18 protein-coding genes are annotated in these 19,782 nt (G+C 70.8%); 6 read left to right on the top strand and 12 right to left on the bottom strand.

The window, feature by feature from the left end:
- Together G6045_RS08170 and G6045_RS08175 are read left to right on the top strand one after the other, a co-directional pair.
- The coding region (locus G6045_RS08170) for an alpha/beta fold hydrolase (RefSeq protein ID WP_235967699.1) at positions 1–875 on the top strand (875 nt) is incomplete at its 5' end.
- 44 nt (positions 876–919) lie between these two features.
- Positions 920–1,507 (top strand): CGNR zinc finger domain-containing protein, encoded by a 588-nt coding sequence (locus G6045_RS08175; protein WP_328707698.1) that lies wholly within the window; start codon positions 920–922, stop codon positions 1,505–1,507.
- Positions 1,508–1,624: 117 nt separating this feature from the next.
- Here G6045_RS08175 and G6045_RS08180 read toward each other — a convergent pair whose 3' ends face one another.
- Positions 1,625–3,205 (bottom strand): S8 family peptidase, encoded by a 1,581-nt coding sequence (locus tag G6045_RS08180; RefSeq protein ID WP_165331172.1) that lies wholly within the window; start codon positions 3,203–3,205, stop codon positions 1,625–1,627.
- A gap of 262 nt (positions 3,206–3,467) precedes the next feature.
- On the opposite strand from G6045_RS08180, the gene G6045_RS08185 reads away from it, so the two are divergent.
- Entirely contained in the window at positions 3,468–4,550 is a 1,083-nt protein-coding gene (locus G6045_RS08185; RefSeq protein ID WP_165331173.1) for a pyridoxal-phosphate dependent enzyme, read from the top strand.
- 20 nt (positions 4,551–4,570) lie between these two features.
- Here the strand turns inward: G6045_RS08185 and G6045_RS08190 are convergent, their stop codons facing one another.
- Together G6045_RS08190 and G6045_RS08195 are read right to left on the bottom strand one after the other, a co-directional pair.
- Positions 4,571–5,398, bottom strand: coding sequence for an aminoglycoside phosphotransferase/kinase family protein (locus G6045_RS08190; RefSeq protein ID WP_165331174.1), 828 nt, complete (start codon positions 5,396–5,398; stop codon positions 4,571–4,573).
- Between the two features lie 173 nt (positions 5,399–5,571).
- Complete coding sequence (locus G6045_RS08195; protein WP_165331175.1) at positions 5,572–6,393, bottom strand: SDR family oxidoreductase; 822 nt, start codon at positions 6,391–6,393, stop codon at positions 5,572–5,574.
- Between the two features lie 82 nt (positions 6,394–6,475).
- Here G6045_RS08195 and G6045_RS08200 point away from each other — a divergent pair, with 82 nt between their 5' ends.
- From G6045_RS08200 to G6045_RS08210, 3 genes are all read left to right on the top strand, one after another.
- Positions 6,476–6,979, top strand: coding sequence for a putative immunity protein (locus G6045_RS08200; protein WP_165331176.1), 504 nt, complete (start codon positions 6,476–6,478; stop codon positions 6,977–6,979).
- A 169-nt stretch (positions 6,980–7,148) separates the two neighbouring features.
- The gene (locus G6045_RS08205) at positions 7,149–7,808 is read left to right on the top strand and encodes an acyltransferase (RefSeq protein ID WP_165331177.1); all 660 of its coding nucleotides are present in this window, start codon (positions 7,149–7,151) and stop codon (positions 7,806–7,808) included.
- On the top strand, positions 7,805–8,575 hold the full coding sequence (locus tag G6045_RS08210; protein ID WP_165331178.1) for an SGNH/GDSL hydrolase family protein: 771 nt from the start codon (positions 7,805–7,807) through the stop codon (positions 8,573–8,575). Before G6045_RS08205 ends, G6045_RS08210 begins: the two co-directional genes overlap by 4 nt.
- Before the next feature lie 50 nt (positions 8,576–8,625).
- Here G6045_RS08210 and G6045_RS08215 read toward each other — a convergent pair whose 3' ends face one another.
- The 9 genes from G6045_RS08215 to G6045_RS41290 form a co-directional block, all read right to left on the bottom strand.
- The gene (locus G6045_RS08215) at positions 8,626–9,366 is read right to left on the bottom strand and encodes a bestrophin-like domain (protein WP_165331179.1); all 741 of its coding nucleotides are present in this window, start codon (positions 9,364–9,366) and stop codon (positions 8,626–8,628) included.
- A 26-nt stretch (positions 9,367–9,392) separates the two neighbouring features.
- Complete coding sequence (locus G6045_RS08220) at positions 9,393–10,682, bottom strand: hypothetical protein (RefSeq protein ID WP_165331180.1); 1,290 nt, start codon at positions 10,680–10,682, stop codon at positions 9,393–9,395.
- Between the two features lie 169 nt (positions 10,683–10,851).
- Complete coding sequence (locus G6045_RS08225) at positions 10,852–11,748, bottom strand: TauD/TfdA dioxygenase family protein (RefSeq protein ID WP_165331181.1); 897 nt, start codon at positions 11,746–11,748, stop codon at positions 10,852–10,854.
- A gap of 71 nt (positions 11,749–11,819) precedes the next feature.
- The gene (locus G6045_RS08230) at positions 11,820–13,145 is read right to left on the bottom strand and encodes an LLM class flavin-dependent oxidoreductase (RefSeq protein ID WP_165331182.1); all 1,326 of its coding nucleotides are present in this window, start codon (positions 13,143–13,145) and stop codon (positions 11,820–11,822) included.
- Between the two features lie 13 nt (positions 13,146–13,158).
- Positions 13,159–14,031, bottom strand: coding sequence for an ABC transporter permease (locus G6045_RS08235; RefSeq protein ID WP_165331183.1), 873 nt, complete (start codon positions 14,029–14,031; stop codon positions 13,159–13,161).
- The gene (locus tag G6045_RS08240; protein ID WP_165331184.1) at positions 14,028–14,837 is read right to left on the bottom strand and encodes an ABC transporter ATP-binding protein; all 810 of its coding nucleotides are present in this window, start codon (positions 14,835–14,837) and stop codon (positions 14,028–14,030) included. Before G6045_RS08240 ends, G6045_RS08235 begins: the two co-directional genes overlap by 4 nt.
- 7 nt (positions 14,838–14,844) lie before the next feature.
- Positions 14,845–15,870 carry an ABC transporter substrate-binding protein gene (locus G6045_RS08245; RefSeq protein ID WP_328707699.1) on the bottom strand — a complete coding sequence of 342 codons (1,026 nt, stop codon included), beginning with the start codon at positions 15,868–15,870 and terminating at the stop codon, positions 14,845–14,847.
- Between the two features lie 210 nt (positions 15,871–16,080).
- Positions 16,081–16,224, bottom strand: a complete 144-nt coding sequence (locus tag G6045_RS42350; protein ID WP_408056314.1) for a putative leader peptide — start codon at positions 16,222–16,224, stop codon at positions 16,081–16,083.
- Between the two features lie 9 nt (positions 16,225–16,233).
- Positions 16,234–19,776 (bottom strand): DUF5979 domain-containing protein, encoded by a 3,543-nt coding sequence (locus G6045_RS41290; RefSeq protein WP_328707700.1) that lies wholly within the window; start codon positions 19,774–19,776, stop codon positions 16,234–16,236.
- Positions 19,777–19,782 lie beyond the last annotated feature (6 nt).

Genomic DNA, 19,782 nt, shown 5'->3' on the forward strand with positions numbered 1-19,782 from the left:
GCCCCCACCCCGTCCGCCACCACACCGTCCAGATCCAGGGCTACGACGTCTTCTACCGCGAGGCGGGCGACCCCACGAAGCCGGCGCTCGTGCTGCTGCACGGGTTCCCGTCGAGTTCGGCGATGTTCCAGAAGCTGCTCGCCGAGCCCGGACTGAGCGACGAGTACCACCTGATCGCACCGGACCACATCGGCTTCGGGCAGTCGGCGATGCCGTCCCACGAGGAGTTCGGGTACTCCTTCGAGCGGCTCACCGAGATCACCCTGGGGCTGCTCGACAAGCTGGGTCTGGACACGTTCGCCCTGTACATCCATGACTACGGGGCGCCGATCGGGCTGCGTATCGCCTCCCGGCAGCCGGACCGGGTCACGGCGATCGTCACGCAGAGCGGGAACGCTTATCTGGAGGGCTTCACCTCCTTCTGGGACGTGCTGTTTGCGCACGCCGAGGACCGTGCGGCGAACGAAGCGGCGGTACGTGAGCTGCTCACCGCGGACGCGACCCGCTGGCAGTACACCCACGGTGTGCCCGCCGACCGCCTCGACCGCGTGAGCCCCGACACCTGGGCCCTCGACCAGGCGTATCTCGACCGTCCGGGCAACAAGGAGATCCAGCTCCAGCTGTTCTGGGACTACCAGTTCAACCTCGGCGGCTACCCCGCCTTCCAGGAGTACTTCCGCACCCACCGGCCGCCGGTCCTCATCACCTGGGGCGAGCACGACGAGATCTTCGGTGCCGAAGGCGCCCGCGCCTTCCTGCGCGATCTGCCCGACGCGGAGCTCCACCTGCTCGACACGGGCCACTTCGCCCTCGAGACCCACGGCGAGGAGATCGCGGAGCTGATCCGCGGGTTCCTGCGCCGCACCCTCGCCTGAGCACGGCCGGCTCGATGGGCCCCGGCGCCGACTACCCTGACGTGGTGCAGAAGGTCACCACGGGGCCACAGCTCGGCGAACCGTTGCCCATCGAGCTGGCCAACGCCACGTATGCCGTCCGGGGCCGGCCCCAGGACGGGCTGCGGATGGTGGAACAGCTCGCACTCTGGCTGGAGGGTGTGAACGACCGGCTTCCGGTCCCGCTGTCCACGTCCGTTCTGCGGTCAGTCGACGAGGCCGATCTGGAGCGGGCCCGTGAACTCCGGGAGTCCGTACGGGCCATCGCGGCCTGTGCCGTACGCGGCGCCCGGCCTCCGCAGGCCGCCCTGGACATGCTCAACGAGCGCGCCGCCGAAGCCCCGTGCTGGCGTGAGCTGCGGTGGGAGAAGTCGCCCGCCTCGTCTCTCCAGCACGACGGTCCGCCCGTGACGGCGGTGCTCGCCTCGATCGCGCAGGGTGCCGTCGACCTGTTCGCCGGGCCCGGTCTCGACGACCTGCGCGCCTGCCAGGGCCCGGGCTGTGTCCTGTTCTTCGTCAAGGATCATCCGCGCCGCGAGTGGTGCTCTGCGGCCTGCGGCAACCGCGCACGGGCCGCCCGGCATTACGCGCGCGTACGGGAACAGAAGGCGTGAGAGCGCGTACGGGAACAGAAGGCGCGAGGCCCGCGTACGGAACAGAACGCGTGAGAAACCGCCCCGGACGAGGTCCGGGGCGGTCGTCCTCACGAGCCGTTCAGCAAGCGGGGAGCCTCAGAACCGCAGCCCCCACGAGTCGATCTTTCCGGTGTCGTAGTTCGCGTTGTCGCTGACCCGGAGCTTCCACGTGCCGTTGGCGACCTCGGAGGAGGCGTTCACGGTGTACGTGGTGTTGATGTTGTCGCTGCTGCCGCCCGTGCCGTAACCCTTGAGGGTGTACGCCGTGCCGTCCGGGGCGATCAGCTGGAGCTGCAGGTCACCGATGTAGGTGTGCTGGATGACGACCGGGACCTGGAGCGTGGCCGGGGCGTTGCCCGTCACGCCGCTGACGGTGATCGGCGACTCGGCGGTGGCGTTGTCGGCGATCGCGTAGTCCGTGGCGTTGTCGAAGGCCTTGCCCGGCGGGTTGGTGGTGCCGCCGCCGACCTGCAGGAGGCGGTTGGGCGAGCCGGTACCCGGGCTGGTCACGACGCCGGTGCTGGTCGCGGCGACCAGGGCGTCACGCGTCTGGGCCGGGGTGGCCGACGGGTTCAGCGACTGGTGGATCGCCGCCGCGCCCGCGACGTGCGGGGAGGCCATCGACGTACCGGAGATGGAGTTGGTGGCGGTGTCCGAGGTGTTCCACGCCGAGGTGATCGAGGAGCCCGGGGCGAACAGGTCGAGCACCGAACCGTAGTTGGAGTAGCTCGCCTTGGCGTCGCTGCTCGTGGTCGCGCCGACCGTGATGGCCTCGGCGACGCGGGCGGGCGAGCGGGTCGAGGCGTCCGTGGACTCGTTGCCGGCGGCCACCGCGTAGGTGATGCCCGCGGCGATCGAGTTGCGTACGGCGGTGTCGATGGCCGAGTCGGCGCCGCCGCCGAGGCTCATGTTCGCGACGGCCGGCTTGACCGCGTTGCGGGTGACCCAGTCGATACCCGCGACAACCTGGGCGGTGGTGCCTGAACCGGAGTTGTTCAGGACCCGGACGCCGACGACCTTCGCCTTCTTGGCCACACCGTAGGAGCCGCCCGCGACCGTACCGGCGACGTGCGTGCCGTGGCCGTGGCCGTCCTGGGCGGTGTTGTCGTTGTCGATCGCGTCGTAGCCGTAGGAGGCACGGCCGCCGAAGTCGCTGTGGGTGATCCGGACACCGGTGTCGATGACGTAGACGGTGACGCCCTCACCGGCCTTGTCCGGATAGGTGTAACTCTGGTTCAGCGGCAGGGTCTTCTGGTCGATGCGGTCCAGGCCCCACGAGGGCGGGTTGGGCTGCGTCGCGGAGATCTTGAACGTGCGGTTCTGGGTGACCGATTCGACGGCCGGATCAGCGGCGAATCGTTCCGCCTCGGCCTCGGTGGCCTCGATCTCGTAGCCGTTGAGCGCCTCCTTGTACGTACGCTCGATCTGAGCGCCGTACTCCTTGGCGAGCGCCTTGCCCTTCGCGGAGTCCGACTTCGCGGCATCCTCGTCGAGCGTGACGATGTAGCTGTTCGGTATCGCTCCCGATGCGCCGGCGTTCTCTATCGTGCCGACGGGAGCCGCGCCTGCGTGGGGGGCGGAGACCACGCCGAGCGCGAGGGCCGCCACGGCCATGGCGCCGACGCTTGCCAGTGATCTGCCTGCCAGTCTTCGCCGTGCGGGACGCTTCTGTGCCATCTGAGGGATCCTCCTCGTGGATGGTGCACTGGTGGGGGGTGGTGCGGGGGGTGCGTGGAACGGGTGATGCGGCGTGCGTGGAACGGCTTCCGAGCGTTACGCATGGGCATGCCAACCCGATGCCGGTACGTGTCCGCCGGATCGCTGAGCGAAAGGTTGACGGATCCATAGGAATCCCACAAGGGTCCTGCGCACACGTAACAGACGTGCCATACGGCCGACATGACACACCGTCGCGACCAGGCGTGATTAGCGTGTGCTCATGACTTCATTGCCGGATTGTGTCTGCCCCAAGGACGGCACGCGGGTGCCCGGCGGCACCCTCGCCTGGTGCTGCCCCGTCTGCGAAGGCCCCCTCGACCTGGACTTCCATCCCACGCCCGGCGATCTGAAGACCCTGGGCAGCAGGGTCAACTCCCTGTGGCGGTACGGGTCTTCGCTCCCGCTCGCAAACCCCTCCGTGAGCCTCGGCGAGGGGCGTACGCCACTGGTCGCGCTGACCGGGCAGGTTTCGGCCAAACTCGACTTCCTGATGCCGACGCTGTCCTTCAAGGACCGCGGCGCGGTGATGCTCGCCGAACTCGCGTCGCGCCTCGGTCCCGAGCAGGTCATCGCGGACAGCAGCGGCAACGCGGGGCGTGCGGTGGCGGCGTACTGCGCCCGTGCCGCACTGCCCTGCACCGTGTACGTTCCGGCCGGTACCGCCGCCAAGAAGCTCACCGCGATCCGGCAGTTCGGCGCGCAGGTCGAAGAGGTGCCCGGCGACCGCGAGGCGACGGCCCGCGCGGCCCGCGCCGCCGCGAACGCACCGGGCACCTTCTACGCCTCGCATGTGCACAATCCGTACTTCCTGCACGGCACCAAGACGTACGTCTTCGAGATCTGGGAGGACCTCGGCGGACGCCTGCCGGACGCCCTCGTGGTCCCCGTCGGCAACGGCACCCTGCTGCTCGGCGCCGCACTGGCCCTGCGCGAACTGCACACGGCCGGCCTGATCGACCGGCTGCCCGCGCTGTACGCGGTGCAGGCCGAGGCGGTCGCGCCGCTGGCCCGCGCGTGGGCGGCGGGCTCGCCCGACCTGACTGATCCGGCGCCGCTACGGGACACCGCGGCCGCCGGCATCGCGATCCCGCACCCCCCGCGTGCCCGTCAAATCCTCTCCGCGGTACGGGAGTTCGGCGGCGGCTTCCTCACGGTCCCCGAGCCCGACCTGGACGCGGCCCGCCGCGACCTGGCCCGGCGCGGGCTCGCCGTGGAGCCGACGGCGGTGGCGTGCTGGGCGGCGGTGCGGACGGGGGTGCTCGGGTCGCGGTCGGTGGTGCTGCCGCTGTGCGGGGCGGGGTGAGCGAGGCGGGCGGCGGGGGCTCAGCGGCCGAGGGCGGCACGCATCCGGTCGAGGCCCTCCGCCCGCCAGTGCTCCCGGTCGGGCATCCGGTCGTCCTCACGCCAGCGCCAGGCCGAGAACAACGCCCAGTTGAGGGCGCGGCACTGACCGACGAGAGCGAGATCGGCCCCGGCGTAGTACGCGTCCACGGCTTCGGGGGCGTGGGCGAGGTCGAACTCGACCGGCCCCCGGCAGCACGTGGCGAGGTCCACGAAGAGCGGCCCCTTCCTCGTGTCGAGCAGGTTGCCGGGGTGCGGCTCACCGTGCAGCAGCTGGTCACGCTCGGGGTCGCTGCCGATCGCGGACGCGAGGCCGGCGAGCGTGGCGCTGAGGAAATCCCGTTCGACCGCGGGCAGTTCGGGTGAGCGGTCGACGTCGTCGACCTCCCTCAGTGCGGCGTCGACCCGCTCGGTGAAATGCGGTGCGTCCAGCTCGGTCCGGCGCAGGGCGGCATGGTGGCGTAGGAGCGCGTCGGCGTACGCGGCCGGCGCGATCTCCGTACCGGCGGACTCGTAGTACCTCCACAGCGAGATGACGAAGCCGTCGCGCAGATGGACACCGGGATCGACCCGGGACTCGAGCTCACCCACCGGAGCCCCGGCCGCGGCGGCCCGCCGGGCCACCTCCACCTCGAACGCGAACCCGTCCGCCTCCGCGGGCCCGACCCGGGCCAGCACGTCACACGGAAGCAGCCGCAGGGCGGCCCGGTCCGAGTCGTGAACGACCACGACGTCGTCGACCCGCAGTCCCAGCCCGAGTGCCGTCCTGCGCACCGCGTCCACCGCACGCCCACGTCGCTCCGCCTCCATGCCGCCCTTCCCTCGCCTGCCGTGCCGTTCCCGGAGATCACGCCCGGAGATCACGGAGCCGCTCCGGAGATCACCGACCCTGGAGGTCGCCGACGATCTCCCCCGTTGGCGGTGGACCGACCCTCGCCTACGCGCAACCCTCGATCAAGACCCCATTCCCCCTTGCCCCTCCCTCAACCGAGGAACTCGCGCGCACCACGCAGCCTTGTTCTCAACTGCCGCTGAGTCGCCGAGCTGTCAAGGCGTACATCGAGGGGGCCGGGGTGCGGGGCGTCCGTGCGGAGACCGGTGGGATGGCGGGTGGCGTCGAGGCCGTCGCGGCGGGCGATGAGGACGCCGAGCTCGTGGCGGCTCACGGCGTCCGGGCCCGCGAGGTGGAACATTCCGGGTGCGTCGGAGCGCGCGAGCTCCCACAACGCGGCCGCCAGATCGGTCACATGGACCGGGCAGCGGATGTCGTCGGTGAAGAGCACACCCGCACGGGAGCCGACGGCCAAGGCGTGCACCAGGCGTTCGTGCGTGGACCGGCCATGGCCGATGATCAAAGAGGTGCGTACCACGGCCGCGGCGGGTGCCAGGTGGCGTACGGCCGTCTCCGCGGCGGCCTTCGCCGCGCCGTACGGGGTGAGCGGGTCGGGCGGGCAGCTCTCGTCGTAGTGCGTGCGGGCGCCGGAGAACACGGCGTCGCTCGAGACATGGACGAGGCGGCGGCCATGCCGGGCGGCGGACAGCGCGACGTGGGCCGCGCCATCGGCGGTGACCTCCCAATGCGCCCCGCCGCTCGACGCGTTGAGCACCACGGAGGGGGCGACGTCGGCGATCAGCCCGGCCACATCCGCCGCGTGCCTGACGTCGAGGTGCCGCCATGCGACGTCGGGGGACGGGCCGGGGCGCCGGGTGGTGAACGTGGCGATCGTCTCGTGTCCCGCCGCCACGGCCTGGCGGATCAGTTCCGTGCCCAGGAAGCCACTGCCGCCGATGATCAGGACCCTCATACGGGAGAGAGTAGGGGCAGCGAGGTGCCGATGTGCGAGGAGGGGCGACTGTGGTTCTTCCCGGGTACGAGGAGAGGCGACAGTGATTCTTCCCAAGGTGCGCGATCCGCGGTTCGTGACCCTGCGGCGGGGCGGGACGCTCACCGATACGGATCACCACCTGCTCGCACTGTGGGCCGCTGAGTGTGCGGAGCATGTGCTCGGGTTGTTCGAGGCCGAGGTGCCCGGGGACTCGCGGCCCCGTGAGGCGATCGGGGCCGCGCGGGCGTGGGTGCGGGGTGAGCTCAAGATGATGGAGGCCAGGGCGGCGGGCGGTCATGCCATGGGCGCGGCAAGGGAGTTGCGCGGGGCGGCGCGGCATACGGCGTATGCCGCAGGGCAGGCCGCGTGCGTCGCCCATGTCGCCGCGCATGAGCTCGGTGCGGCCGCGTATGCGATCAAGGCGGTACGGGCCGCCGAAGGGGACGCCGCGGGGCGGGCCGAGTGCCGATGGCAGCGGGAGCGGCTGCCCGGGCCGATCCGCGAGCTCGTCCTCGACGACCAGCGGCTGCGGAACGAGATCTGCTGGTCCGTGTTCGAGGGATAGGGCCTTGGTCCATGTTCGAGGGCTGGGGCCTGTCTTGTGGATCAGGCCCGATCCCCGGAATCTCCGGAACGGGTCCGGGCGCTGCCCGCGTTGAGCCGGACGATGGAATGTGCGCCGCCGGTCTCGGCGTCGGTGATCGGCGGCCGGGCGCAGGGGTTATCCAGTCCTCATGTCAGTCCCGCTGGTGCACCGTCTGTGCAGCGCCCTCGTGCAGCGTGCCTGGGCTTTCGCCGAGACGTACGGGCGGGTGTCCGCGGCACGGCCCGGGCCCTATCGGTTCGCACGGCTCGGGGAGGGGGCGTGCTTCGCGTTTCCGCCGGGCGCCGTGTTCGGTGAACGGGCCATCGCCATCGGTGCGGGGACCCTCGTCGGGGCGCAGGTCAGCATCTCGGCCGGGTTCTTCGGGCCGGGGCAGCAGCCGGAGCCGGGGCTCGTGGTCCGGATCGGGGCGCGGTGCTGTGTGGGCCGCGGCAGCCACATCGTCGGGCACGGGTCCGTAACGATCGGCGACGACGTGTTCCTCGGGCCGTACGTCTACGTGACCGACCAGAACCACACGTACACCGATCCGGACACCCCAGTCGGCAGCCAGCCACCGGCCAACTCCCCCGTGGTCATCGGGGACGGCTGCTGGCTCGGCACCGGGGCGATCGTGCTGCCGGGGACCACCCTCGGCCGCAATGTGGTGGTCGCGGGCGGTGCCGTGGTGCGCGGCACGTTCCCCGACCACTGCGTGGTGGCCGGAGTCCCTGCGCGTGTCGTGCGGCGGTATCTGCCCGGTGAGGGCTGGCTGAAGGATCCGTCCACCCACGCAAGGAGCGTCACATGAAGAAGCCGGCCGAGGGCGACATCCCCCTCATGATCGTCGGGGATTCGATCAGTCACGGCAGCAGCGGTGACTGGACCTGGCGGTACTTCTTCTGGAAGCACCTGAAGAACCAGGGGCTGAGCATCGATCTCGTCGGGCCCAAGGACACCTTGGACAACGCCCGCACCGCGGAGGTCGGTGACGACGACGCCACCTACGCCGATCCCGACTTCGACCGTGACCACGACGCCCAGTGGGGGCGCCCGTACGTCCAGGAGAAGGACGTCATCGAGGAGAAGGTCGCCGAGTACGAGCCGGAGTATCTGCTCGTGCTTCTCGGGATCAACGACCTGTTCTGGTACGGGGTGACGCCTCCTCAGTTCGCCGCGAATCTGCGGGAGTTCCTGGCGAACGCGCGCCGGCCCGCGCCCGGCCTGAAGGTCCTGATCGGGACCGTGCTCGAGACGCGGAAGGCCCTGGACGACCCGGAGTTCGCGGCCCTCGTGGCCTCGACGAACGAGGTGCTGCGGAAGGTGGCCGCCGAGGAGGGTGTCCAGGTGGCCGAGACCGCCGCGGAGTTCCGCGCGCCCGAGCACACCTGGGACGGCACCCACCCCAACCCCAACGGCGAACTCCGTATCGCCGCCGCCTTCGCCGACAAGCTCGCGGAGGCGTACGGTCTGGGCGCGCCCTATCCGCGTCCTCTGCCGGTGCTCGACGCGGTCGATCCGCGGGCGAAGGCTCCGGTGGACAGCCCGGTGGACAGCCCAGCGAGCGAGGCGAGTTGAGAGCGAACGCCCTGACGTACAGCCGAACGCCCGGACGTACAGCCGGAAGGTCAGAAGTACCGCGTGAACGCGTCCGGTCCCACCGCGAAGAGTCCCTTGAAGGGGCTGTCGAGCTGATAGATCAGCAGCACGGTGAACGTGATCAGCGCGGACAGGCCCATCACCATCACGACATGGGTGAAGCTGCGCTTGACGCCGAACATGAACATGAAGGCGACCGTGAGCAGTCCGCCGACGATCAGTCCGAGCCAGATCACCGGCGACAGGCTCTCCCCCGCGTCGGACTCGCGGCCCCGGCGCGCATCGTCCAGGGTGCCGAGCCGGCCCAACGTCTCGAGGCCTGCGACCTGTTGGGCCGGGGTCGCGTCGACGGGGAGCTGTGCGGCGGCGCGTACGTCGTGCAGGAGGTGCCAGCCGGTGTCGTCGGGCTGCTCGCCCCGGGCCATCACCGGCCATTCGGCTTCGGTGACGTGCCGCGCGTAGGCCTCGATCCGGTCGCGCAGGGCCCCTGCCTGCGAGGGCGCCAGTCCGTCGGCGAGCAGGTGGATCTGGTGCGCGGCGCTCGCCTCGGCGGCGGTGTGGTCCTCCGCCGTCGAGTGGCTGTCCCAGACGGAGACGAGGGCCAGTCCGAGGATGAGCGCGTAGAGGACGCCGACCATCATCGAGATGTACTCGGCCACGTCCTCCCGCGGTTCGTCGTCGGGGCCCAGCGGCCAGAAACGGTGCTTGACCAGCACGACGGCCGCGGCGAGCAGGGCGACGCCGACGACGATGGCGAGGGTTTCGGTCATCTGGAGGGTGGTCCGTCCTGTTCGGTTCAGCGCCTGCGCGCGCCGAGCACCGCGGCCGCCAGGGCCGCGGGCAGCAGTACGAGGAACAGCGCGGTCAGCAGGCCGAGCCCGGTCGGGCTGTGGTCCGGGCGGACGAACAGACCGAGCAGCGGGTTCCGGGCGGGGGGCTGCGCGGCGGGCGGGACATCCGGTGGGTTCTCGGCAGGCGGTACGGCGGGAGGCACGGCAGGCGGTACGGCGAGAGGCACGGCAGGCGGTACGGCTGGAGGTGCGGCAGGCGGTACGGCGGGAGGGGCGGCAGGCGGCGGGGGCACCGCGCCCAGTGCCGCCTCCACACCCGGCGGCGGCATCAGCAGCGGGAGCACCTCGGCGGGCGGCGGGGCGACGACCAGGGCGGTGACCGGTGGCCTCGGGACAGCGGGCGGCGGCGTGGCGGGGCGCGCCGGACGCGAACGCGGTGGTGGCGGGGCCTGGATGGTGAAGCCGGCAGTGGCGCGTGCCGTGAGGTCGGCGGGGCGTGCCAGCCCGCCTCGGGGAGTGAGCGTGCGGAGGCGGTCGTTGCCGACGGCCGTGCCGTGGCTGGTGTAGCGGCCGGGTGCGCGCGTGACGCGCGCCGTGCAGTGGGCCGTGGCTCCCGCGGGAAGGTGGGCGACGACCGCGCGTCCGCCGGCGCAGCTGATGCGGGCGGGGGTGAGCGCGGAGTCGGTGAGCCGGATGTCGTACAGGGCGCGGTTGCCGGGGTTGGTCAGCGTGTAGCGGACCTCGGCCGCGCGGGCGCCGGTCACCCGCGCGGATTCCGTGAGGCGCAGGCCCGCGTGGACGCCCGCGTATCCGGAGCGCGCGTGGGCTCGTACGGTCTCGTTCAGCTGCGGCTGGCGTCCGGTCGCCCGGACGGTGCCGGTCCAGGTCCCCGGGCGCGCGCGGCCGGCCGCCGTGCAGCGCACCGAGCGCAGCCCGGTCAGCAGCCGCACCTCGCTGCCGCCGCCGGGGCAGTGGATCCGGGCGCCGGGCAGGGTGGGGTCGAGGAGGCGGATGTCGTACAGGTCCGCGTCGGCCCGGTTGGTCAGGTGATACGTCGTCACGACCGGGGCCCGGGTGCGGATTCCCTGCCGTACGGCGTCGGGGCCGGGGCGGGCGTTCACCGTGACGGTGAGGGCGAGCCCGGCGGCACCGGGGCCGTGCGTGACAGCGGGGGTACCGGGGCCGTGCGCGTGCGTGGCACCGGCCGTGGCCCAGGCCCAGCACCCCAGGCTCAGGAGCGTGACCAGCACGAGGCGCCGCCTCGTCGCCGCGCCGCCCCTCCGTTCGATGATCACACCGGAGATGCTGGGCGGCGGCCACCCTGCGGCACGGCGCTGGCGCGCGCACCCGCGGGGTACTTCACCTGATCGGGCGCCCGGATCCGGCCGCCGCACCCGCGTACGGGGCGGGCGAGGTCACCTCGCCCGCCCCGTACGCAAAGCGTGAAGCGTGAAGGCGTAAGGCTCAGGCAGCGGCAGGCGTGTAGTGCGCCGCCTCGCCCCCTTCCAGGACCCGGCTGTGCTCCCCGTCGACACCTACCGGTACGTCACCGGCGACCGTCACCCGGTGCAGCAGACGCGGCAGGTCGCCGTAGTCGTCCGGGGCGTAGTGCTGGGTGATGCGGTTGTCGAAGAGGACCAGGTCGCCCGGGGCCCAGGTCCAGCGGACGACGTTCTCCGGGCGGATCACGTACGACTGGAGGATCCGCAGGATGTCGCGGGACTCGGACGGTGACAGGCCGACGAGCGACTGGGCGAAGCCGCCGATGAACAGGCCGCGCTCACCCGACTCGGGGTGGACGCGGACCACCGGGTGTTCGGTGCGGTACTTGGTGGAGATGAACTGCCGGCGGTGTTCGGCGGCCTTCTCGGACTTGGGTGCGGCGTAGTCGTAGTCGTTGGTGTGGACGGCACGCAGCCGGTCGGCCAGCTCCCGCAGCGGGGCGGGCAGATCGCGGTACGCGGCGGCCGAGTTGGCGATCAGGGTGTTGCCGCCGTAGGGCGGGACGACGAGGCTGCGCAGGGTGGATGCCTTGGGCGGCGTCCGCAGGAAGGTGACGTCCGTGTGCCACTGGTTGGCGCGGTTTCCGCCGTCGCCGTCGACGGGCAGGATGTTCGGCTGGCCGTCGACGGAGGGCACGGTCGGGTGCGCGGTGGTGAGCTCGCCGAAGTGGGCGGCGAAGCGCAGTTGGGCCGCGTCGTCCAGCTCCTGGCCGCGGAAGAAGAGCGCCTTGTGCTCGAGGAGCGCGGTGTTGATCTCGGCGACGACCGCCGGGGCGAGGTCGGCGGAGAGGTCCACGCCGAGGATCTCGGCGCCTATGCGGCCGCCGACGCGGCGGATGTCGAAATCGGTGACGGACATGCGGGCACTGCCTTTCTGAGGTGGGCGGATTTCTCTGCGGTCTTCTCTGCGGATTTCTCTACGGGGAGTGGTCAGAGGGACCGGCCCGCCGGGCGGGCCAGGCCGTAGTGGTCGCGCAGGGTGCGGCCCGTGTACTCGGTGCGGAACAGACCCCGCTGCTGCAGGATCGGGACCACCTGGTCCACGAAGTCCTCGAGTCCGCCCGGCAGATGGGGCGGCATGATGTTGAACCCGTCCGCGGCGCCTTGCGTGAACCAGTCCTCGAGGGTGTCGGCGATCTGCTCGGGCGTACCGGCCACGACCCGGTGGCCGCGGCCGCCGCCGAGCCGGGCGATGAGCTGGCGGATGGTGAGCTGTTCGCGGCGGGCGAGTTCGGCGACCAGGGTGAAGCGGGACTTGTTGCCGTTGATGTCGTGCTCGGCGGGGAGTTCGGGCAGCGGTCCGTCGAGCGGCAGTCCGGTCAGGTCGGTGCCGAGCATCCCGGAGAGCTGCTGGAGTCCGTACGCGGGAATCTGCAACCCGGTGAGTTCGTCCTCCAGGGCGAGCGCCTCGGCCTCGGTGTCGCCGAGGATCGGGCAGATACCCGGCAGGATCTTCAACTGGTCCGCCGTGCGGCCGTACTTGGCAAGGCGTGACCTGAGGTCCTTGGCGAAGGTCTGGGCGTCGCCGAGGGTCTGCTGGGCGGTGAAGACCGCCTCCGCGTACCGGGCCGCGAACTCCTTGCCGTCCTCGGACGACCCGGCCTGTACGAGGAGCGGGTGGCCCTGAGGAGGACGCGGCACGTTCAGCGGCCCGTCCACACGGAAGTGCTCGCCCCGGTGCTCGATCGCCTGGACCGCGCCCTCTTCCGTATAGACGCCTCGCTCCCGGTCCACCACCTGTGCGTCGTCGCGCCAGCTGTCCCACAACTGCCGTGTCACATCGAGGAATTCGGCGGCGCGCTCATAGCGCACCGCATGGTCGAGGTGTTCCTCACGGCCGAAGTTCCGGGCCTCCGCGGCGTTCCCGGAGGTGACGATGTTCCAGCCGGCGCGGCCGCCGCTGAGGTGGTCGAGGGAGGCGAACTTGCGGGCCACGTGGAAGGGCTCGTTGAAGGTGGTGGAGACGGTGGCGATCAGGCCGATGTGCTCGGTGGAGGTGGCGAGCGCGGACAGCAGGGTGAGGGGCTCGAAGCCGCCGACCGCGTTGTAACGCGCGTTGCCCCACAGGGCGACACCGTCCGCGAAGAACACCGAGTCGAGACGGCCGCGTTCGGCGGTGCGGGCGAGCTCCTGGAAGTACGTGAGATCGGTGATCCGTTCCGGCCGGGTGCGCGGATGGCGCCACGCGGCATCGTGGTGTCCCGCGTTCATCAGGAAGGCGTTGAGGTGGAACTGTCGTGGCGGGGCGGCGGTCATGGCGGGTGGCTCCTCAGCTTCCGTTGGGGGTGCGCCAGGACGTGAAGCGGCGCTCGATGGCCACCAGGAGCTGGTTGAAGGCCACGCCGATGGCGGAGATGGTGATGATCCCGGCGTACATCTGCGGGATCGCGAAGTTGAACTGCGAGGCGTTGACGAGATAGCCGAGCCCGGCCTTGGCGCCGACCATCTCGGCGGCCACGAGGACGAGGATGGCGACCGCGCCCGCGAGCCGGATGCCGGTGAAGACGGTCGGCACGGACGCGGGCAGGATCACCTTCTGGAAGATCCTCGGCGCCGGCAGGTCCATCGACTTCGCCAGCCTGAGCAGGGTCGGATCGACGGTCCGTACGGCGCTGATGGTGTTCAGCAGAACCGGCCAGGTGCACGCGTACACGACGATGGAGATCTTGGACGTCTCGCCGATGCCGAGCAGCAGCACGAACACCGGGAGCAGGGCGAGCGCGGCCGTGTTGCGGAAGACTTCGAGCAGCGGTCCGAGCAGGTCGGCGACCGGCCGGTACCAGCCGATGAGCAGGCCGAGCGGTACGGCGATGGCGACCGCGAGCCCGAAGCCGGTCAGCGAGCGGGTGAGGCTGGCCCAGGTGTGCTCGGCCAGCTCGCCGCTGCCCAGCAACTCCCACCAGGCGACGGCCACTTCGGAGAACGGCGGCAGGAAGATCCGGTCGACCAGGCCGAGGCGGGGCGCGATCTCCCAGGTGAGCAGGAGCGCGGCGATCGCGATCGACTTGGTGAGCGCGGAGAAGGCGAGGCGGCCCGCGCGGCGCGCGGCTGTCCGCTCGACAGGGGGCAGGGCAACGGGGGCGGCCCGTACTTCGGGAGCCGGCGCGACCTCGTCGAGCGTCTTCTCGGTGGTGATGCTCATAGCGCTGCCGCCTGCCTCTCCTGGTCCTGGGCCCGGCTGACCTCGTCGCGGAGCAGGCTCCAGATCTCGTGCCGGTGCTGGGCGAACTCGGGTGTGGCGCGCGGGTCGACATCGGGTCCGTGCTCGCCGCGGCTGATCGTCACCACGTCCTTGATGCGTCCGGGCCGCGAGGTGAGCACGGCGACGCGCTGTCCGAGGCGTACGGCTTCGTCGATGCCGTGGGTGATGAAGACGATGGTCTTGCCGGTGCGCTGCCAGATCCGGAGCAGCTCGTCCTGGAGCAGCTCTCGGGTCTGTGCGTCGAGTGCGGCGAACGGTTCGTCCATGAGCAGGACGTCCGGGTCGTACGCGAGGGAGCGGGCGATCGCGACGCGCTGGCGCATCCCACCGGAGAGCTCATGGGGGTGGCGCTCCTCGAAGCCGGTGAGGCCGACGAGGGCGAGGTATTCGTCGGCGCGCGCGGCCCGTTGCCGGCGGGGCACTCCGGTGGCTTCGAGGCCGAACTCGACGTTGCCGCGGGCGGTGCGCCAGGGCAGCAGCGCGTACTGCTGGAAGACGATGCCCCGGTCGAGGCCGGGACCGGTGACGGGCTTTCCGTCGAGCAGGATCTGTCCGCCGCCGGGTTCGGAAAGGCCGCCGAGCAGATCGAGCAGCGTGGACTTGCCGCAGCCGCTCGGGCCGACGATGACGGTGAACTCGCCGTCGGCGATGTCGAGGTCGATCCCGTCAAGGGCGGTGACATCGGGCTGAGGGCCTCGTACGGGGAAGGTCTTGGTCACACCCCGCAGGCTGATCTTCGCGGTCATCGCGCGCTCAACTCCCCTTCGTGGCAGGGGTCTTGTTGAACTCGTTGGTGTACAGGTCCGGGATGTCGACCTGTCCGCCCTTGATCTCGCCGCGGTCGGTCAGCCAGTCGGACCAGACGGAGAGCTCCTCCGCCTCGATCCGTCCGCCGGGGGCCGCGACGCCGTAGGAGCGGAAGTACTTGATGGCCTCGGCGCTCTCGTTGCGCTTGCGCTTGGCGATGATCTCGGACAGGCGGGCCACGACCTCCTCGCGGGAGGTGGCGCGCGACCAGTCCAGGGCCTTGCCCACGCCGGTGACCAGCGTGCGCACGGTCTCGGGGTTCTGCTCGATGAACCGGTCGGTCAGGACGTAGGTCCCCGCGCTGAAGGAGCCGCGCAGGTCGTAGTCGCTGAACAGCTTGCGGATGCCGCCGGTCTCCAGGGCCTTGTCGCGCAGGATGCCGCCGAGGACCGCCACCTCGATCTGGCCCTGGCGCAGGGCCTGTTCGGTGTTGACGGGCGGGACGACGATCCGCTCCACCTGCTCGGCCTCGGACGGGCTCAGGCCGTTCTTCTTGAGGTAGATGTCGAGCATCGCCTCGTGGTGGGCGCCGAGGGTGTTCATGCCGACCTTCTTGCCGACGAGGTCGCGGGCGCCGCGGATGGTGCTCTTCTCGCTCACGTAGAAGCCGTTGAAGGCGTGCTGGTCGGCGCCGTAGTAGCTGACGACCGACGTGATGGGGGCCTTGCGCGCGGCCAGTTTGACGACGGCCCCGTTGAAGGCGCCGCCGATGTCCGTCTGTCCTGAGGCCACGGACTGGATGTCCTGCGGGCCGCTGATGGTGTCGCCGACCCAGTCCAGCTTCAGGTCGCCCAGGTGGCCGAGGGCGGCGGCGAGTTCGAGCGGCGACACGGCGCCGGAGGAGCCCTGGTAGCGGACGGTGGTGGTGTTGCGGGCTCCGCCGGCACTGCCTGCGGCGGTGCCGCAGCCCGCGGCGGCCAGGAGGGATATGCCGCTCAGGGCAAGGAAATTGCGCCGGGTTGTGGTGTGCACGTCGTATTCCTTTTCCATTTCTGGGTACGCGGAATTCAACAACGGAAATGCAGCATGGGGATGACGCGAGAGGAGATCGCGGAAATTCCGATGGCAGGCGAAGAGAAGTCGTCCGGCACCGGTGAAGGAGTGGGTGGGCTTGCCGCTCAGGCAGCCGAAGCCTCGGGCCTCACAAGGGTTTTGCCCGTGGTGTGGTCAGCTGGGCGCGTTTCAGCGGCCGGCGGCACAGAGTGCGCTGGCGTGCCGTCGGAGATCGACGTGCAGACGCGATACGAGAAGGTCGGCTTGACTCACAGCACAGAGAATGGCAGTGCATTTCGACGGCGTCAATGGCGCCCCGAAATCGTCTCGCATCGTGAATTGTTACAGCTTTCTTTCGTCCTTGTCGTGGCCGTCCGGGTTCGGCGGGGGCGGGAACTTGTTGGTCACCGTGACCGAGGCCGAGCCGGTCACGTCGACCGTGCCGCCCTTGGGCGAGTAGGTGACCGTCGCCTCGGCGGGGACGCCCACTTCCTTGACCGTGCAGTGCGCGCCTTCGGGGACCGTGACCGTGCGCTTGCCGCCGGCCGGGAGGCGGAAGGACCGGTCCCCGGCCGCGAGGGCCACCTCACCCTGCGCCGTCGTACAGGCCAGCGCGAAGGAGTACGAGCCGGCCTCGTCCTCGCCGATCACCTTCTTGTTGATCACGAGCTTCGCCGCGTCGAAGGTGTTGGTCGCCGTGATCGTCGCCCGGTCCTGCGGGCCGCCGTCCTCGGTCACCACGACCGCCGTACGGGGAGTGCCGTGGTCCACGACGGCGGTGTCGGCGCCGCCCGTGTCGACCTCTGAGGCCCAGCAACGGGTGTTGGCCGGCAGCGGCTTGATCGTCACCGGGGAGTCCGCCGTCACCGTGTACTGCCTGCGGAGGATCACATCGGTCGGCTTGCCCGCCGCATTCGGCAGCGCGCAGGTGACCCTGACGTCGAACTCGCGGTCCTTCGCGTACGAGGCGGCGTCGCCGTCCAGCTCCTTGACCAGCTGGAGCGAGCCGAAGCGGAAGGCGTTGGTGATCCGGGCCGTCTCGACGGTCGTCGTGCCGAAGCCGGGATCGATGGTGACCTCGGCCGGGTTGTCCTTGGTGTGCGTGGCCTGGCCGCCGTGCGCCGAGGTCTCCCAGACCTCGCACTCCGCGCCCGCCGGGATACCGCTGACGGTGACCGGCTTGTTCGCGGAGACCCGGTAGTCCTCGTCGAGCACGATCCGCGGACGGCCGCCCTCGGGGTGGATCACACACCTGACGTGGAAGGGGAACGGCACCCGGGCCAGCACCGGATCCAGCGCGTCGGGGCTGTCGCCGATCCGCTTGACCAGCTTCAAGTCACCGTAGGCGAGGGCGACTCCGACCTGAATGGGCTCGTTGGGCTGAAGCACCCGGGGGCTGCCGGCGCGGTCGGTGGTCTCGTTGTGGGCGTAGGAGTTCCAGGCGATCGTCGGGTCGCCGTTCTTCTTCACGTCGAGCGGGGTGTCCATCGCCCAGCTGATGTCCACCTTCTCGCCCGGCGCCATGGCCGGGGAGAACGCCAGGTCGTAGCGGGCTCCCACGGCCTGCGCGCCGTACGCGTCGTCCCAGGTGGAGGCCGGGCACCGCGGTTCGCCCGAACCCGCGCCGCCCATGTCGAGGTCGTCGGTGCACAGGGGTTCGGAGTTCTCGTACGAGACCGTCATCGTGCCCGGGCCGTCGAGCTGCGGCTCGGAGGCGAGCGTGGGGCGCTTGTCCCAGGCCGTGCCGCGGGACTGGTCGATGATGACGCCCTTGTCGCCCTGCACCGGGAAACGGTCGACGATCCGCATCGCGGTGCCCGCCTCCGTACCGGCGTTCTGGATGCGCATCAGGTAGTGGTACTCGTCGCCCGGATTGACCAGCGCGATACAGGGGTTGGCGGTGTAGCGGCGGCCGGACGCGTCCGTGGTGGACAGGCAGGAGGAGTCGCCGACCGGGACGGTCTTCTTGTCGCGGGTGTGGTACCAGCCGAGCGAGTCGTTGCCGGAGACCCACTTGCGGGCCGCGAAGGCCGCGCCCGACTTGGCGGTGAGGGTCGCGGTGGCCGTGCAGTACAGGCCGCTGCCGAAGGCGCCGTCCGTCTCCGAGGCGGCCTCGCAGGCGAGGTCCGGGTCGGAGGAGGTCGCGCCGGTCTTGTTGGTGACCACGTCACCGGCGTCGATGCCGGGTTCGAGCTTCACGTGGATCTCGATGGTGAGGGTGGCGCCCGGGGCGAAGACCCAGGGATCACCGTTCGCCTGCTGAGAGAAGTCCCATGTCAGTCCGGAGACGCGGTCGCCGGACGTGGTCTGCGTGAACTCGGGGGCCGGGACCGGCGGAGTACCGTCCGGCACGGCCGTGTTGATGACCTTGTACGGTTCGCCGTTGTCGCCCGCGAAGGTGTCGACGAACTGGATGCCCTCGGGCAGCGCGTCCTTGACGACCAGGTTCGGGACGTTCGCCGTACCGGTGTTCGTGACCTTCAGATAGAAGGGCGCGTCCTCGCCGGGAGCGAGCACCGTGTCGGGGTCCTTGCTGATGGTGATCCGCGGCGTTCCCTTGACCAGGTCGAGGGTGGCGCTCACCGGGTCGATCGCCTTGGGCTTGTCCGCGGGCTGCAGCTTGGTGAGGAACGACCCGCTGACCGTGTCCTCCAAGTGGCTGGGGACCGGTTCGCCGTTGGAGCGCAGGGATTCGCGGGGGCTGACGTCCAGGACGAGGATGCCCGAGCAACTGCTGCTCGCGCACTCCGGCTTGATGACGTAGCCGCCGTTGGCGGTGCTGGTGGAGCTGTACGTGACGCGGATGCCGGTGACGTCGGCGGCGTTCACGCCGGCGGGCAGTGCGGCCGAGGAGGCCGGGGTGCCGTTCACCCAGGCGCCGTTCACGTACGCGTCGATCTGTACGCGGTTGGCGCCGGCCGGCATCTGATTGGACTTGATGGAGACGAGGTCGACGGCGTCGAAGAAGTCGGCGTCGCGGTCGGTCATCTGCAGCGTCTTGGCGGACATGTTGCCGGTGTTGGCGATGGTGAGCGCCATGTCGGCGTGCTGGCGCGGCAGGCCCGGCACATACTCGGGCAGCGAGCCCGGGCTGATCGACTTGTTCAGGGAGGCCGAGTCGGACGCGGGCGCGGTGTCCATCGAGGGACCGCAGACCGGGGCGCCGGGCGTGTAGTCGCCGCCCGCGTCGATCGAGTAGCAGTTCTGCAGCGTGGTGCCGTCGGGCACCCCGGGGCGCCGCTCGGCGACCACGGTCAGGGTGAAGCCGGTCTGCGGCGCCATCTCGCCGTCGTAGACGCCGCGTACGCCGGTGGCGCGCTCCAGGAGCGCGGTGTCCGTCGCGTCGTAGGCGACCCAGGCGTTCGCCGTCGGGTCCCACAGCTCGATGGTCACCGGAGCGTCCGACGGACTGACGGTCACCGAGGTGATCTGCAGGACGTCGAACGGGGAGGTGGAGGCGGGAGATCCGTCCGGGCCCGCCGACGGGTCGGTGACGGTCGGGCGGACCAGCGGCTTGTTGCCGTTGTTGGTCACCTTCAGGTTCATCGTGATCGGCTGGTCGGCCGGGATCTCGTGCTGCGAGGAGTCCTTGGTGCCACTGCCGGAGGTGTTCGGCTCCTCGATCGGCAGGTTCTTGCAGGCATCCCCCGAGGCGGTGCCGCTGCCGTCGGTGCGGCCCGCGTCGCCCTTGTACGAGGCGCAGTTGTCGACCCCCGGGCTGCTGCCCCCGGGCAGGTCCTCCGCGGTGACGTCGTCGGTGAGGGTGCCGTGCAGGTCGAGCCCTGCGGTGGCGCCTTCCGCGATGGCCGGGTTGCCGTCCGCGTCCACGCCCGTGTAGGTCACCTCGACCTTGGTGACGGTGGTGCCGCGCTTGGCGACGTCCACCGTCGT

Source organism: Streptomyces mesophilus (assembly GCF_011044995.1).
GTDB classification, from domain to species: domain Bacteria; phylum Actinomycetota; class Actinomycetes; order Streptomycetales; family Streptomycetaceae; genus Streptomyces; species Streptomyces mesophilus.

What these genes read in the sequence shown, in the direction of transcription:
- G6045_RS08215 (WP_165331179.1), bottom strand. Translation starts at nt 9,366, where the DNA reads ATGACCGAAACCCTCGCCATCGTCGTCGGCGTCGCCCTGCTCGCCGCG.
- G6045_RS08205 (WP_165331177.1), top strand. Translation starts at nt 7,149, where the DNA reads ATGTCAGTCCCGCTGGTGCACCGTCTGTGCAGCGCCCTCGTGCAGCGT.
- G6045_RS08235 (WP_165331183.1), bottom strand. Translation starts at nt 14,031, where the DNA reads ATGAGCATCACCACCGAGAAGACGCTCGACGAGGTCGCGCCGGCTCCC.
- G6045_RS08195 (WP_165331175.1), bottom strand. Translation starts at nt 6,393, where the DNA reads ATGAGGGTCCTGATCATCGGCGGCAGTGGCTTCCTGGGCACGGAACTG.
- G6045_RS08180 (WP_165331172.1), bottom strand. Translation starts at nt 3,205, where the DNA reads ATGGCACAGAAGCGTCCCGCACGGCGAAGACTGGCAGGCAGATCACTG.
- G6045_RS08190 (WP_165331174.1), bottom strand. Translation starts at nt 5,398, where the DNA reads ATGGAGGCGGAGCGACGTGGGCGTGCGGTGGACGCGGTGCGCAGGACG.
- G6045_RS08185 (WP_165331173.1), top strand. Translation starts at nt 3,468, where the DNA reads ATGACTTCATTGCCGGATTGTGTCTGCCCCAAGGACGGCACGCGGGTG.
- G6045_RS08240 (WP_165331184.1), bottom strand. Translation starts at nt 14,837, where the DNA reads ATGACCGCGAAGATCAGCCTGCGGGGTGTGACCAAGACCTTCCCCGTA.
- G6045_RS08225 (WP_165331181.1), bottom strand. Translation starts at nt 11,748, where the DNA reads ATGTCCGTCACCGATTTCGACATCCGCCGCGTCGGCGGCCGCATAGGC.
- G6045_RS42350 (WP_408056314.1), bottom strand. Translation starts at nt 16,224, where the DNA reads ATGCGAGACGATTTCGGGGCGCCATTGACGCCGTCGAAATGCACTGCC.
- G6045_RS08230 (WP_165331182.1), bottom strand. Translation starts at nt 13,145, where the DNA reads ATGACCGCCGCCCCGCCACGACAGTTCCACCTCAACGCCTTCCTGATG.
- G6045_RS08210 (WP_165331178.1), top strand. Translation starts at nt 7,805, where the DNA reads ATGAAGAAGCCGGCCGAGGGCGACATCCCCCTCATGATCGTCGGGGAT.